This is a genomic window from Novosphingobium sp. THN1, assembly GCF_003454795.1.
Classification (GTDB): domain Bacteria; phylum Pseudomonadota; class Alphaproteobacteria; order Sphingomonadales; family Sphingomonadaceae; genus Novosphingobium.
Genome location: NZ_CP028347.1, coordinates 1041113 through 1055770, shown reverse-complemented (window position 1 = coordinate 1055770; position 14658 = coordinate 1041113). Strand labels below are relative to the sequence as shown.

14 protein-coding genes and 1 pseudogene are annotated in these 14658 nt (G+C 64.9%); 7 read left to right on the top strand and 8 right to left on the bottom strand.

Annotated elements, in window-relative coordinates; translation table 11 throughout:
- Window positions 1–3: 3 nt before the first annotated feature.
- Complete coding sequence (locus C7W88_RS23530; protein WP_240344839.1) at window positions 4–180, top strand: hypothetical protein; 177 nt, start codon at window positions 4–6, stop codon at window positions 178–180.
- 68 nt (window positions 181–248) lie between these two features.
- On the top strand, window positions 249–917 hold the full coding sequence (locus tag C7W88_RS05215) for a GntR family transcriptional regulator (RefSeq protein ID WP_118072759.1): 669 nt from the start codon (window positions 249–251) through the stop codon (window positions 915–917).
- Here C7W88_RS05215 and C7W88_RS05210 read toward each other — a convergent pair.
- A complete protein-coding gene (locus C7W88_RS05210) occupies window positions 902–1408 on the bottom strand; it encodes a hemerythrin domain-containing protein (protein ID WP_118072758.1) in 507 nt (168 codons plus the stop codon). The two genes, C7W88_RS05215 and C7W88_RS05210, sit on opposite strands and share 16 nt — an antisense overlap.
- A 97-nt stretch (window positions 1409–1505) precedes the next feature.
- On the opposite strand from C7W88_RS05210, the gene C7W88_RS05205 reads away from it, so the two are divergent.
- Entirely contained in the window at window positions 1506–2297 is a 792-nt protein-coding gene (locus C7W88_RS05205) for a histidine phosphatase family protein (RefSeq protein WP_118072757.1), read from the top strand.
- A complete protein-coding gene (locus C7W88_RS05200; protein WP_118072756.1) occupies window positions 2290–3171 on the top strand; it encodes an NAD(P)H-hydrate dehydratase in 882 nt (293 codons plus the stop codon). The genes C7W88_RS05205 and C7W88_RS05200 overlap by 8 nt, the downstream gene beginning before the upstream one ends.
- On the opposite strand, the gene C7W88_RS05195 is transcribed toward C7W88_RS05200, so the two are convergent.
- Genes C7W88_RS05195 through C7W88_RS24660 form a run of 6 tightly spaced genes read right to left on the bottom strand, consistent with a single transcriptional unit; the run spans window position 3140 to window position 8180 of the window.
- The gene (locus C7W88_RS05195) at window positions 3140–3526 is read right to left on the bottom strand and encodes a ferredoxin (RefSeq protein WP_118072755.1); all 387 of its coding nucleotides are present in this window, start codon (window positions 3524–3526) and stop codon (window positions 3140–3142) included. The two genes, C7W88_RS05200 and C7W88_RS05195, sit on opposite strands and share 32 nt — an antisense overlap.
- Window positions 3523–5631 carry a S9 family peptidase gene (locus C7W88_RS05190; protein ID WP_118072754.1) on the bottom strand — a complete coding sequence of 703 codons (2109 nt, stop codon included), beginning with the start codon at window positions 5629–5631 and terminating at the stop codon, window positions 3523–3525. Before C7W88_RS05190 ends, C7W88_RS05195 begins: the two co-directional genes overlap by 4 nt.
- Before the next feature lie 44 nt (window positions 5632–5675).
- Window positions 5676–6086 (bottom strand): DUF2497 domain-containing protein, encoded by a 411-nt coding sequence (locus tag C7W88_RS05185; protein WP_118072753.1) that lies wholly within the window; start codon window positions 6084–6086, stop codon window positions 5676–5678.
- A 41-nt stretch (window positions 6087–6127) separates the two neighbouring features.
- A complete protein-coding gene (locus C7W88_RS05180; RefSeq protein ID WP_240344838.1) occupies window positions 6128–7600 on the bottom strand; it encodes a TolC family outer membrane protein in 1473 nt (490 codons plus the stop codon).
- Window positions 7588–7947 (bottom strand): hypothetical protein, encoded by a 360-nt coding sequence (locus C7W88_RS24665; protein WP_370073193.1) that lies wholly within the window; start codon window positions 7945–7947, stop codon window positions 7588–7590. Before C7W88_RS24665 ends, C7W88_RS05180 begins: the two co-directional genes overlap by 13 nt.
- A gap of 11 nt (window positions 7948–7958) precedes the next feature.
- Entirely contained in the window at window positions 7959–8180 is a 222-nt protein-coding gene (locus C7W88_RS24660; RefSeq protein WP_370073192.1) for a hypothetical protein, read from the bottom strand.
- A gap of 165 nt (window positions 8181–8345) precedes the next feature.
- On the opposite strand from C7W88_RS24660, the gene C7W88_RS05170 reads away from it, so the two are divergent.
- The 3 genes from C7W88_RS05170 (at window position 8346) to C7W88_RS05160 (ending at window position 12682) form a co-directional block, all read left to right on the top strand.
- Window positions 8346–9869, top strand: coding sequence for a fumarate hydratase (locus tag C7W88_RS05170; protein ID WP_370073191.1), 1524 nt, complete (start codon window positions 8346–8348; stop codon window positions 9867–9869).
- Between the two features lie 150 nt (window positions 9870–10019).
- Window positions 10020–11909 carry a sensor histidine kinase gene (locus tag C7W88_RS24655; protein ID WP_370073190.1) on the top strand — a complete coding sequence of 630 codons (1890 nt, stop codon included), beginning with the start codon at window positions 10020–10022 and terminating at the stop codon, window positions 11907–11909.
- Window positions 11910–11920: 11 nt separating this feature from the next.
- The gene (locus C7W88_RS05160; protein ID WP_118072752.1) at window positions 11921–12682 is read left to right on the top strand and encodes a LytTR family DNA-binding domain-containing protein; all 762 of its coding nucleotides are present in this window, start codon (window positions 11921–11923) and stop codon (window positions 12680–12682) included.
- Window positions 12683–12786: 104 nt separating this feature from the next.
- Here C7W88_RS05160 and C7W88_RS05155 read toward each other — a convergent pair.
- Window positions 12787–14603: pseudogene (locus C7W88_RS05155) on the bottom strand (long-chain fatty acid--CoA ligase).
- Window positions 14604–14658 lie beyond the last annotated feature (55 nt).

Genomic DNA, 14658 nt, shown 5'->3' with positions numbered 1-14658 from the left:
GGCGTGCTCAACCTGCGCGCCGGAATCACCACGCCGAACTATCGGATCGCGGTGTTCGCCGACAACCTGCTCGATCGGAAGTACATCGCCGAAGCAATTCCGGCGATCGAGTTCGGGGGCTCCTTCATCTCGCCGGGCGCGCGTCGTCTCATCGGGGTTGAAGTGGGCGCCTCGTTCTGATCAGGGCTTCAGGATAGATCCGGCGGGGAGCGGGTTGTACCTGCTCCCCGGACGATACAGGAGCATACGTGTCCAAAGCCTCGCAGGAAGCCTACCGCAAGATCCGCGCAGGGATCCTGTCGGGGCACTTCCCTGCCGGGCAATTCGTGCCCGAGGACGAATTCGCGCAGTACTGCGGATTATCCCGCACCCCGGTGCGCGAGGCTATCGCCGAACTTGTCGCCGAAATGCTGCTGCAACGTTCCGGCACCAACCGGGTTTTCGTGCCGGTCTGGTCCGACGAGGACGAGGAAGAGTTGTTCACCCTTCGCGCTATGCTGGAAAGCCACTGCGCTTCCCGCGCGGCGCGGATGATTACCGACGAGCAGATCGCCGAGCTCAAGGCACATTGCGATTTCATCGACAATGCCATAGCCGCACCTTCAGGACCTGATGTCTCCGGATTTGTCGAGGGCAACCGCCACTTTCATGCGGTCATCCTTGCAGCCGCGCAGTCGGACCGTCTGGGGCAGCTAATGAAGTTCGTCGTCAGCCAGATCGTCGTCCACCGCACGGCAGAACAGTACAGCCGGGCGGACATGGAGCAGAGCCAGCGCGACCACCGTGACCTCGTCAGCGCATTCGAAATGCGTGACGAGGATTGGGCGGGCGCGTTGGCAAACACGCATATCCGGCGCGCGGCCAACGCCTACCGCACGATGCGGCAGGGCAGCGAGGCTGCTCAGGCCGAGGCCTGAAGCACGCGCAGTTCAGCCTGGGGCAGGGCTTCGGTCTTGGCCTGGGCCATCAGCTCCTGCTTGCGCGCCATCATCGCATCGCGCAGTGCGACCATGTCGAGTCCGGCGTCACGGGCTTGCGAGAACATGCCTTCCGAGCGGGCTTCCTCTTCGTGGACGTGGTGCTTGATCTCTTCGCTCAGCACCTTGACCTTGGCATTGAAGAACTCGTCCTCGGGCGACGTGGCCATGATGTCGTTGATCAGCAGCTTTGCCGCATCGTGCTCGACATAGGCCTCGGTATAGGTCTCTTCCTCGATCTTGCCCTTCAGCGCGGGGTAGAAGATCTCTTCCTCGATGATGGTGTGGATCTTCAGCTCGTTGCAGATCTGCAGGGCCAGCGCCTGCTTGCGGTCCGAGCGGGCGCTCTCGAACTTGTCGAACAGCCCCTCGACATTGCGGTGGTCGGCCTTGAGCAGGGCAATGGCATCGGTGAACTTTGCTTGAGCCATGGGTCTAAGTCCTTGAAAATGAGTCGATTGATCGCTCAATCCCCCAAGTGCGGCGAATGTTCCGGAACCATCCCCTGCGCCTCGCGCTTGGCTTGTCATGACCGGACATCGCACACTGCCGCAACCGCACGAACGCTGGCCCGAGGTGCTGTGGCTGATCCGTCACGGCCAGAGCGCCGGCAACGTCGCGCGCGACGCCGCTGACGCCGCGGGTGACCTGCGCATTGCGCTCGACCATCGCGATGTGGACGTGCCGCTTTCCCCGCTCGGCCGCGAACAAGCCCGCGCGCTTGGGCACTGGTTCGCCGGTGGCGAAGAGGATGCGCGGCCGGATGTGATCCTGGCCAGTCCCTATGTCCGCGCCGTGCAAACCGCCGAGATCTTCCGCGAGGCGGGCGGCTGTGACCCGGACTTGCGCATCTGCATCGACGAACGCCTGCGGGAAAAGGAGTTCGGCATCCTCGATGGCCTGACTACGCCCGGCATCCACCACTTCCAGCCCGATCAGGCCGAGTTCCGCCGCGTGCTGGGCAAGTTCTACCATCGGCCGCCCGGCGGCGAAAGTTGGGTCGACGTGATCTTCCGCCTGCGCGCGCTGCTCGACACCGTATCGCTGCACTACGCTGGCAAAAGGGTGATGATCGTGGCGCACCAGGTCGTGGTGCTGTGCATGCGCTATATCATCGAGCATCTTTCGGAAGCGGAGATCCTTGCCATCGACAAGGCCGGGGACATCGCCAACTGCGCGATCACGCAATACCGGCTCGACCGCTCTGGCAAGGGCGACGGGGAACTGGTGCTCGAGCATTACAACATGGTCGCCCCGATGGTCCGCGAAGGCACTGAAGCGACCCGCGAGCCCGACCGCATGGTGGCCGCCCGTGGCTGAAGCGCAAACTTTGGACGGCGCGTGGTTGCGAAAGCATCCGTTGCCGCAGCCGGACGAGGAAAGCGACAAGAATGCGCGCGGCCGCGTGCTCGTCGTCGGCGGTTGCACCATGGTCCCGGGCGGCGTGCGCCTTACCGCCGAGGCCGCCCTGCGCGCTGGCGCGGGCAAGGTGCGCATCGCGACCGTCGAGTCGACCGCCATGATGATCGGCGTACTGATGCCGGAAGTGGCGGTCCTGCCGCTGGCGCCCGACCCCAAGGGTGAGATCGACGCCTCCCGCGCGAACCTGGAAGGCGAAGTGGACAAGAGCGATTGCCTCGTTCTCGGTCCGGCGATGAGCTGCGCGGAACAGGCCTCGGCACTCGTCGGTCGGCTGATGACGGCGGCGGACGAAACGCCGCTGGTGCTCGACGCAGCGGCGCTCATGGCGATCTGCGACCATGCCAGGCGCTTGCGCGAACGACGCACACCGGCTGTCCTTACCCCGCACATCGGCGAGATCGCCGCGCTGCTGGGCGAGGAGGCAGTCGCGATCAATCAGGACCGCGCCGCCGCAGTGTCCCGATGTGCCGAGCGCTTCGGGTCGGTAGTCGTGCTGAAGGGGGCAGTCAGCCTGGTTGCAGCGCCAACCGGAGAGCTGTTTAGCTACAGCGGCGGGAACGTCGGGCTGGCCACCGGTGGCTCGGGCGATGTCATGGCTGGTATCGCTGCCGCCCTGCTGGCGCGCGGGGCGGAACCGTTGCAAGCCGCGCTCTGGTCCGTGTGGCTGCATGGCGAGGCGGGCAGGCGGTGCGCGGAGGCGATCGGCCCGCTGGGCTACCTTGCCAGCGAGCTTCTCGGCTTCATTCCGCGGGTGATGGAACGGGCTGCTTGAGCCGGTAGTCTTCTACCGGTACGCCGCCGATCACATGCTCCTGGATGATCCGCTCCAGCACCGGCGGGGTGCAGGAATGGTACCAGACGTTGTCCGGATAGACGACAGCCACCGGGCCGACCATGCACACGCGCAGGCAGCCGACCTTGTTGCGCAGCACCCCCTGCGCCCCGCCCAGCTTCAGCTCGCCGAGGCGCTTCTTGAGGTAATTCCAAGCCTCGTCACCGACATCGCGCGGGGCGCACTTGTCCTTCTCCGGCCCGGCGCACAGCAGGATATGGCGCTGCGGATTGAAGCCGCCGAGCTTTTCGAGGGCTATTTCAGCAAGAGCAATCTCGGCGGCATCAGGGATCATTCGGCCTTGCCATTCTTTTTCAACCAGCGTTCGAGCCAGTTGAACGAAGTCTGGTGCCACTGCAACGAGTTCTTGGCCTTGAGCACCCAGTGGTTCTCGTCAGGGAAAACCAGCAGTTCGGAAGGGATGCCGCGGCGCTGCAGCGCCGTAAATGCCGCGAGGCCCTGCGTATAGGGAATGCGGAAGTCCTTCTCGCCGGTGATGACCAGCATCGGCGTTTTCCACTTGGCAACGTGGTTGACCGGGTTCCACTTCTCGAACTCTTCCGGCGCTTCGTAGTAAGGGTGCCCGCCGTGCTCCCACTCGTCAAACCACAGTTCCTCGGTTTCATAGGCCATGGCGCGGGCATCGAAAACGCCGTCATGCTGGACAAGGCACTTGAACCGGTCGGGCCAGTTGCCGGCGATCCAGTTCATCATGTAGCCGCCGTAGGACGCCCCTGCCGCGCAGGCATTGTCGCCATCGATCTGTCCATCCAGCGCGATCGCGGCGGCAAAGCCCTTCTGCAGGTCCTCCAGCGGCTTGCCGCCCCACTGCCGGTTGATGGCGTCGGTGAAGGCCTGGCCATATCCGGTGGAGCCGTGGAAATCGATCGAGACGATGGCATAGCCCTGGCTTGCCCAGACGCGCGGGTTCCAGCGGTTGGACCAGCTGTCGTTATACGAGCCCTGAGGTCCGCCATGAACGAACAGGACGGACGGCAGCTTGCCCTTGATCCAGCTTGGCTTGGTGATCTGGCCCCAGACCGTATCGCCATCCGCGCCCTTGAAGCTGAAGCGCTGCGTCATCACGGGAGCGCGCTGGGCCAGCGCCGAAGTGGCAACGTCCGTCAGCCGCATGCCAGCCTTGCCCGGCTTGCCCACGAACAGTTCCGCCGGCGCATCGATCGAATCGCGGGTGTAGACCAGGCGACCGTCCTTGAGCGGCACGACATTGCCGATGTGCCCTTCGCGGCCGGGGTTGAGGACGAGGCGGTTGACCTTGCCGCTCATCGGATCGATGCTGAAGGCGGGCGTATCGAGCACGTCCTCTGCCGTCGCGATCAGCGCCTTGCTGTCCGGCGTCCAGGTCAGCGAGGCGACCGAGCGATCCCAGCCGCCGGTCAGTTCGCGCCTTTCGCCGGTCTGCAGGTTGATGAGGTGGACGACCAGGCGGTCCGCCTCGTAACCGGGGCGCGCCATCGCGGCATAGGCCAGCCACTTGCCATCGGGCGAAGGGGCGGGGGTATTGTCGGTGGCCTTGTTGGCCTCCGTCAGGTTCTTCGGCGCCGCGCCGTCCAGTCTGGACTGCCAGATGTCGAGATTGGTCGAGGTTGGCTCGTTCCGGTCGGCCTGCCGCGCGACGAAGAACAATGACTTCGAATCCGCCGCCCAGGCGACGTCCTCGCCGCCACCGAAGGGCTTGCCCGGGCTGTCACCAGTGAGGGTGCCCACAGGGCCGTCGGCAGCCTTGCCATCGCCGATGACCTTCCCATCAGCGCCAAGATCGAAGGCAAAGACGCGGCTGTAGTTGCCGGGCGTTTCCCATGCATCCCAGTGGCGAACGAAGCCAGCCCCGTCCTTGTAGTGGCGACCTGTGCCGGGTCCGGGGAGGGCGGTGTTGCCGTCGCTGTCGCAGCCGAAGGTGGGGCAATCCCGCGCGATATCGCCCCACACGGCAATGCGCTTGCCATCGGGAGACAATTCGAACCCGGATACCTCTGCCTTGAAGGCAGTGACCTGGGTCGTCACGCCCGAGGCGACGTCCACTTTCCAGACCTGCGTCGTCTCGGCTTCACCGACCTTGCGGTCTGAAAGGTAGTAGAGGGCGCCGTCGGCGGCGAAGGCAGGATCGCTGGCGCTGCCGCCGGTGTCGACGCGGCGCGGCTGGCCCCTGCCGTCGGCACTGCGGACCCACAATGCCGGCGTACGTTTGTAACTGCCCGGATCGGTGGTGGTAACGATATAGGCCACCGTCTTGCCGTCGGGCGAAACTGCCGTGCCGCCGAGGCGGCCAAGCGTCACCAGATCCTGCGGAGAGAACGGCGCAGCCTGCTCTGCAACGGCAGGAACAGCGAAAGCGAAGGCGAGCGGAGCAGCCGCCCACAACAGCGAGTTGGTTTTCATGGAAACCGGATTAGCGCCGTTAGTTTACGGCGCAAACCGCAAAATCAGCCGCGCTTCCCGGCGATACGCGCAATCTCGGCGGCGACCATCTTCTCGACCATGGCAGGCAGATTCTTGTCGAGCCATTCGGCCAGCATCGGCTTGAGCATCTCGCGCACCAGCCCTTCGAGCGAAGTTTCGCCCGAGCGGACGATCTGCGGCGCAACGCCGGGCTGCGCCAGCATCGAAAGCGCCGCGAGCGATTCGCGCATCGACGCTGCTGCCGCATCGGCAATCAGGCCGCCTGCGGGCTCGGCTTCGTCCTCTTCGGCAGGGTCGGTCAGTTCGAGCACGTCGGGACGCGGAGCCGGCTTGGGCTGCAGGCGTGCCTGCGCCTCGACCTTGTTGTCGCGCGCGATCACCTTCTTGATCGATTCGAGGATTTCCTCGACGGACGGTTCACCGGCCTGACGCATCGCAACTTGTACCCCCAAATGCCCCCGCTTCACCGATTCTCTCAAGGAAGCGGTGAGGGCGGAATTGTCGCATCCTGCGCGGGCGTGTCAACGGTGCGCGTCGATACCGCAGCAGGCTTGGGATCGCGATCCCAGTCCCAGAAGCGGCCCTTGACGCGGTCATAGTTGACCTGCGGATCGTAGAGCGCGCCGCCATCAAGGCCGAGGTCATTGGCATCGGCTTTGCCCATTGCCGACAACAGGTTGAACCCGGCGACATAGGCATTGCGCCGCGCCGCAACGAGCTGCACCTGCGCCCGCAGCAGTTCCTGCTCTGCATCGAGGATGTTGAGGATGGTGCGATTGCCGACGGTGTTCTCCGCCCGCACGCCCTCAAGGCTCAGCGCTGCGGCATCGACCGCGGTCTGGTTCATCGCGATGATCTCGTTCGCGGCAAGCCAGGACGCATAGGCCGAGCGAACGGTGGCGATAACCTCGCGTTCGACGCCGATTTCCTGCTCGAGCGTCGCCGATTCACGCGCCTGCGCCTGCCGGGTCTGTGCGGCAGGTCCGCCACCCTGATAGAGCGGGATCGAGACGCTGACACCGGCCTGCGCAGTGGTGTTTGCCTGCTGCAGGGTCTGGCTAGACCCGAGGAAAGTGCCCTTGAACGCCTGGCGGCTGCCGTTCGTGGAGAGCGATACTGTCGGCAGCTTTGCTGCGTCGGCAACCTTCACGTCAAAGGCAGCAGCCTTGCTGCGTTCGCGTGCGGCCATGAGATCGGGATTGTTCTCAAGCGCGAAATCGACAGCGTCGTCCGGGTTGCCAGGCAGGCCCGGCAGCGGCGGGGGCGGCTGCAGATCGGTTGGAGCCTTGCCGACGACCTGGATGTACCGCTCACGGCTGGCGATGAGGTTCGCCTGTGCCGTGCGCAGATCGCCACGGGCAAGAGCAAGGCGGGAATTGGACTGGGCCACATCGGTGCGGGTCACGTCGCCGATCTCGAAGCGGTCGCTGGTGGCCTTGAGGTTCACTTCCAGAACCTCGACGTTGCTCTTGTTGAGCCCGACGATCGCGGAATCGCGGATCACATCCATGTAGGCCGCAACGACCTGCGAGAACACGCCGGATTCGGTCGCGCGCAAGTCTTCCTGCCCGGCTTCGACGCGGGTCTTGGCGGCCCGGATCGAATTCTTCACCGATCCGCCGGAATAGACCGGCACGCCGAGGCTCAGGTCGATGCTGTTCGACCAGTCGGTGATCAGGAACGAATTCGGGTTGGCGCGCAGCACTTTCGTATAGCTGGCCTGCCCCTGCAGGCTCGGCAAACCGCGCGCTCGGGCCAGTGGCACGCCTTCGTCGGTCGCCCGCTGGGTCGCACGGGCGGCCTGAAGCGTGGGATTGGTGCTGTAGGCGCTGGTCAGCGCCTCGCGCAGGTCATCGGCCAGAGCGGGGGTGACAGCGAGGCTTGCGGCGCTGGCCGCCAGAATGAGGCGTAGCGCCTTGCCCGTCGCCATATGGCTCAGAAGCTCCATTTCTTCGGGGCGGCAAACTCGGCCAGCACCGCGAAATCGGCTTCGGCGAGCGGCGTTGCCACCACCTTGCCCAGCGCCTTGCGGGCCATGGCGAGGCGGGTGACGCCGCGATCGGCGATGCCGGTGACGATCCGGCCATCATCGGCCAGCAAGCCGGCGAGCGAATCCGGCAGGACTTCTGCGGCGCCATCGATCAGGATCAGCGAATACGGTCCGCCCTGAGCCGATGCCAGCGATTCGGCGCGGGTCACGCTGTCGGCAAGCTGTCCGACCAGAGCGGCGAGGTAGCCGTTCGGCGAGATCACGAGGACGGCATCCTCGCGCGCGGTCTGGGCCGCTTCGAGCATCTGGCCGTAGGTCAGCGCCGGGGAAAGCGAGCGCCCATCCCCAGCGGAACCGCCCGGTCGATGTAGGCAACCGCGCGACGTTCGGCAGGGACAAAGTCCTCGCGCGGGACGGCGTTGAAAGCATTGAGGATTGCCGGCGAATTGACGCCGCTTACGCGAAGCTGGCTATCGATCATCGCACGACGGGCAACCAGCATCTCATCCGCTGCCGGGCGATCTTCAACCACGGTCATTCGAAACCCTCATATCCGCTAGAGGCTTCCACCCGCACCCGGGGAAGCCTGAATGTTGCCAAGTGCCTGTAGATTATCGATCTGCTGTTTCCAAGGGATTTGCTTGTCGCAAATTGCCGCGTAATGCGCCCATCGCAACCAAGGCCTCTGGAGGGAGTCGGCAACATGGCAGAAATGGTCACGATCCGGGAAGCGGACCTTATCGATAGCGTCGCGGACGCGCTGCAGTACATCAGCTACTTCCACCCGATGGACTACATCCGTGCGCTCGGCGAGGCCTACAAGGCCGAACAAGGCCCGGCGGCGAAGGACGCGATCGCGCAGATCCTCACCAACAGCCGCATGTGCGCCGAGGGCCACCGCCCGATCTGCCAAGACACCGGCATCGTCAATGTGTTCATCGAATGGGGCCAGGATTGCCGCCTCGAATCCGACATGAGCCTGCAGGACGTCGTCGATGAAGGCGTGCGCCGCGCGTACAACAACCCCGACAACAAGCTGCGCGCTTCGGTGCTGGCCGACCCCGCTTTCACCCGCCGCAACACCCGCGACAACACGCCCTGCGTGCTCCATGTCGAGATGGTCAAGGGCAACAAGGTCACGGTCGACGTCGCGGCCAAGGGCGGCGGCTCGGAAAACAAGTCGAAGTTCAAGATGATGAACCCCAGCGAGAACATCGTCGACTGGGTGGTCGAGATGCTGCCGCAGATGGGCGCGGGCTGGTGCCCGCCGGGCATGCTCGGCATCGGCATCGGCGGCACGGCAGAACACTGCGTGCTGCTCGCCAAGAAGGCGTTGATGGAACCGATCGACATGGCCCAGCTCAAGGAGCGCGGCCCCCAGACCGATATCGAGCGCATGCGCATCGAAATCTTCGACAAGGTCAACGCGCTCGGCATCGGTGCGCAGGGCCTTGGCGGTCTGTCGACCATCCTCGACGTGAAGATAATGGACGCGCCGTGCCATGCCGCGGGCAAGCCGGTAGCGATGATCCCCAACTGCGCCGCCACGCGCCACGCGCACTTCACGCTCGACGGTTCCGGCCCGAGCTACCTTGAGCGCCCCAAGCTCGACGAATGGCCGCAGGTCCACTGGGCGCCCGACAGCGCAGCCAAGCGCGTCAACCTCGACACGCTGACCCAGGCCGAGGTCGAAGGCTGGAAGGCGGGCGATCGCCTGCTGCTCAACGGCAAGATGCTGACTGGCCGCGATGCCGCGCACAAGCGCATCAAGGACATGCTCGCCAAGGGTGAGGAGTTGCCGGTCGATTTCAATGGCCGCGTGATCTACTACGTCGGCCCGGTCGATCCGGTGCGCGATGAAGTCGTCGGCCCGGCCGGCCCGACCACTGCCACGCGCATGGACAGCTTCTCGGACACCATGCTCGACCTCGGCCTTCTGGCCAGCGTCGGCAAGGCTGAGCGTGGCCCCGCCGCGACGAAGTCGATCGCCGAGCACAAGAGCGCCTACCTGATGGCAGTCGGAGGCGCGGCCTACCTCGTTGCGCGCGCGATCAAGGTGGCCAAGGTCGTCGGGTTCGAGGACTTGGGCATGGAAGCGATCTACGAATTTACCGTCGAGGACATGCCGGTAACCGTCGCGGTCGACAGCTCGGGCGAGAACGTCCACCAGGCTGCCCCGCTCGTCTGGAAGAAGAAGATCGCGGACGAGAAACTCCTGCCTGTTTGAGGGGGAGGAAAGCCCATCCGGGCGGGGAGCGGGCCGGTGCCGCAAGCCTCTGACGGATGTCAGAGGCGCACCCGATAAATTCCATGAACGACATTTGCCGCCCGACCGCCGTTATGGCGCGTCGGGCGGTTCGCGTTTAGGGTCGACGGGATGACGTCGTCGCAAATCGATCCCGGTATCCCGCGCGTTCCGGCCCGGCAGGTGATCCTGTCGGCTGCGGCGCTGTGGCTGTGCTACTTCCTGTTGATCACCGTGCGCGGGCTGGTGGTGGAGCTGGGTGACTTTACCGATCTGCTTTGGCGGCGTGCACTGGTGACGGCGGCGGGGATTGTGGTGACGGTCGCCTGCTGGCCGCTGCTGCGCCGGTTCGACGCTCGCCCTCTGGCCACGCGGGTGGCCGCAGCGCTGGTGATCATGCTTCCAGCGGCGCTTGCTCTGGCGGCGGTCAACCAGTGGGCTTTCGCGCCGGTCGAAAAGCGCATGATCGAACGGATCAGCACTGATCAGGGCGAGCCCCGCACCACAACCTCGACCCAAACCACCGTGACCACCGGTCAAGGGAAGCCGGGCGTGAAGATCCGCCACGACATGGCGGGCAACGTCCTTGTCGATGTGCTGGACGAGGGGTTCATTCCTCCGGCACCACCTGAACCCGACTTGCCTGAACCTCCGCCTCCGCCAGAGAACCCGCCAGCTCCCAAGGCTGCTCCATCGATGGAGCCTCTGCTCAGCGCAGAAGACATTGCCGAGCTGCGCAAGGTCGGCGACGAAGCGACGATTCAGGCGCTCAAGAACTTCGGCATCAAGCAGGACGCCGATGGCAGCATGGTCATTTCACAGCCCGGCCTGTTCGTCCGCCAATATGCCGATGGCCGCTCGGAAGTGCGGACCGGGGGCAAGGTCTATACCGTCGACGAGGACGGCGACGTCGAAAGCATCGGCGATGCTGTAGAACCGCCGGCATCGGCGGCATCAGCGGCGCCCCCGGCACCGCCAGTCCCACCGATGCTGTCCGCCGCGGAACGGGAAAAGATCCGCGAAACGGCCCGCCGCGAGGCAGACAAGGCTCTCAGGAAGGCGCAGGCGGCGCGCAAGCTGGCGCTGGAGAAGGCACAGGCCGTGCGGGCCCGTGAGGTCGCCGCAGCCAGGACGGCGGCGGAGCAGCGGAAGGCGGAATCGGCCAAGGTGGAAGCGGCAAAGAATGACGCAGACACGCCGCAGCCCAGCGCGTCAGAGATTGTCACAGAGGACCTGCGCGGCCCCGATCACGTCACCATCATCCGGCAGACGGTCGAGAACGAGGGGCTATGGCGACAGCTGACCGATGTCGCGCTGGGGCGCTACTTCCTGCTGATTGCGTGGGCCGCGCTCTACCTGGCGCTCGGCAATGGCGAACAGTTGCGCGCGGCGGAGTATCGCGAGGGGCAATATGCCCGCGCGGCAAAGGCGGCCGAGCTTCGTTCCCTGCGTTATCAGGTCAACCCGCACTTCCTGTTCAACACGTTGAATTCCTTGTCGGCTTTGGTCATGGTCGGACGAACCGAACAGGCCGAGCGGATGATCCAGTCAATCTCGCGTTTCTATCGCCACAGCCTTGCCGGCGATCCCACGGCAGACATGCCGCTGGAGGACGAAATCGCCTTGCAGCGCCATTACCTCGACATCGAGGCAGTGCGCTTTCCCGAACGCCTGCGCTGCGAGTTCGACATTCCGGACGATCTGATGACCGCCTGCGTGCCCGGCATGATCCTGCAGCCGCTGGTCGAAAATTCGATCAAGTATGCAGTCTCGACCACGATCCGGCCCGTGACCATTCGCATCACTGCCCGCGAGGCGGGGGGCTTTCTGATCCTGACGGTGGCGGATGACGGACCTGGCGAGGGCTTTGCCAATGGTGGTACCGGCATCGGCATCGCCAATGTCAGAAGCCGTCTCGCCGCCCGCTTCGGCGAGGATGGAGCCGGCGTGGAAAGCGGGCCGCTTCCCGCTGGCGGCTATGCAACGGTACTGACCATGCCGGTCGTCCGGAACGAGTGCTGAGGGGACTTGAGTTGCGCACGCTGATTGTTGACGATGAACCGCTGGCTGTCGAGCGGATGCAGATCCTGTGCGCGCGGATACCTGCATTGCAGGTGGTGGGGACGGCCAGCGATGGCGCCGCGGCCCTGCGCCTGATCGAAGCGCTCAATCCCGATCTTGTCCTGCTCGACATGACCATGCCCGAGGTTGACGGGCTCGGCGTCGCGCGGGCGCTTGCAGGACAGGTCAACCGGCCTGCTGTCGTATTCGTTACTGCCCATGATGATTTTGCGGTCGAGGCGTTCGATTGCGATGCGGTGGACTACGTGCTCAAACCTGTCGCGCAGGAACGGCTGGAGCGGGCGGTGGAGCGCGCACAAGCGCGCCGCAGCACGTCGACCGAAGCTGCCCTGACGCCCGAAAAACCGCAAAGCGAGTGGATCGAGGAGTTCTGGGTGCCACACCGCTCGGAGCTGATTCGCGTTGCCGCCTCGGACCTCGAACGCATCGATGCGGAACGCGATTACGTCCGCCTGCATGTCGGGCATCACAACGGATCGGGTCAAAGCGGGGGCCGCAGCTACATGATGCTGCACACCATCGCCGGGCTTGAAGCACGGCTGGACCCCGAGCAGTTCATCCGACTCCACCGCTCGACCATCGTGCGGCGCGACCGGATTGCCGGACTCAAGCACGATGGTCTTGGCGTGTGGTCCGCCGAACTGGCCGACGGTTCGGTACAGCGCATCGGCCGTACCTACCTCGCGCGGGTCAAGGCCATGGCGGGACGATAACACCCCCACAGAGCCCGCTCAGACTGAGCCTGTCGAAGGCCCCTCGTGGTCAGGCCTTGGCTGGCATCCTTCGACAAGCTCAGGATGAGCGACCTTGGAAAAGCTCAGGCCTTGTAAAGCCCGTCGATCCGGGCGCTGTAGCGCTCCCTGATCTTGTGGCGGCGGATCTTGAGGCTCGGCGTCATCTCGCCATTGTCGATGCTGAAGGCCTCGTCGGCAAAGGTGAACTGGCGGACCTTCTCGATCACCGACAGGTCCTTGTTCACCCGGTCCACTGCCGCGCGGATCGCATTCCGGAACGCCGGCAGGTCCTGCAGTTCCTTGAAGTCGAAGTGTTCGCCCTGCGCGCGTGACCACTCCAGCGCCCATTCCGGATCGGGCACGATCAGGCCAACGATGTAGGGCCGCTTGTCGCCCGAGACCATCGCCTGCGCGATTTCCGGCTGCAGCGTCAGCATGCCTTCGATCTTCTGCGGGGAGACATTGTCGCCCTTGTCGTTGACGATCATGTCCTTCTTGCGATCGGTGATGACGATGCGGCCCTTCCCGTCGAGATGGCCGATGTCACCGGTGTGCAGCCAGCCCGCATTGGCGCCCTCGCGCGGAATGGCGCGCGCCGTCTCGGCATCGTTCTGCCAGTAGCCGTGCATCACCAGCTCGCCCTTGACGAGGATCTCGCCATCCTCGGCGATCTTAACCTGCACGCCCTTCATTGGCGGTCCGACGGTGTCCATCTTGAGGCCGACCTTGGGGCGATTGCACGAGATCACCGGCCCGGCCTCGGTCTGGCCATAGCCCTGCAGCATCGTCAGCCCCATCGCTTCGAAGAACACGCCGACATCGGGGTTGAGCGGGGCGCCGCCGGAAACCATCGCCTTCATCCGCCCGCCAAAGCGCGCGCGGATCTTCGGGCGCAAAGTTCGCTCGAGGATCAGGTTCATCGGCGCGTCGATGATCCGGCCCTTGCCGGCCGCCCTGCGTCCGCCGATCGAAAGGGCGCGGTCCATCAGGTAGTTCGCCAGCTTGCCCTGCTTCTCCACCTGCTTCATGATTCGCGTGCGCAGCACTTCGAACAGGCGCGGCACCACCACCATCAGGGTCGGCCGCACTTCCTCGATGTTCGAGGCGAGCTTTTCCAAGCCTTCCGAATAGTAGATCTGCGCGCCCATGCCGATCGGCAGGTACTGGCCGCCGGTGTGCTCATAGGCGTGGGACAGCGGCAGGAACGAGAGAAACACTTCCTCTCCCCAGCCAAAGTCGTTAGCGAGAATCTCCGCCGCACCCTCGACATTGCACAGGATCGAACCGTGATGCAGCCGCACGCCGCGCGGGAACCGCCGGTGCCGCTGGTGTAGATGATGCAGGCCAGGTCATCCCGGCCCATGGTCCTGAGCCGCTCGTCCACGGCCGCCCGCGCTGTCGTTCCATCGCCGCTGGTCATCGACTGCCAGTCATGGAAGGACAGCTTGCCGGCCTGCATCTGGCGCAGCGGTTCGATCCCGATCACATGCTCGACGCAAGGCGCGGAAAGCGCGGCCGGCAGCAGCGGCTGCGAGAGCTTTGAGGTCGAGACGATCACCGCCCGCGCGCCGGAATTCTCGAGGATGTGCAGATGATCGCGCTCGGTATTGGTGATGTAGGTCGGCACGGTGACCAACCCTGCGGCCATGATAGCGTGATCGGCGATGCACCATTCGGGGCGGTTTTCCGAAACCAGCGCCACCCGATCGCCGGGATTAAGGCCGAGGGCGCGAAGCGATTGCGCCAGGACGCAAACCTGCCGCACCGCCTCGTTCCACGACAGCGATTGCCACTGGCCCTTGGCTTTGGCCCACAGGAACGGGGCATCTCCCCGGGCGTCAGCGCGGTCGAGAAACATCGAGACCAGATTGGGAAAACCCGCGAAATCGGAAAGCTGCACGTCTTGACCCTCGCCCGTTTCGGCTGAACGGACCGAGGTCCGGCACGCCTGTTAA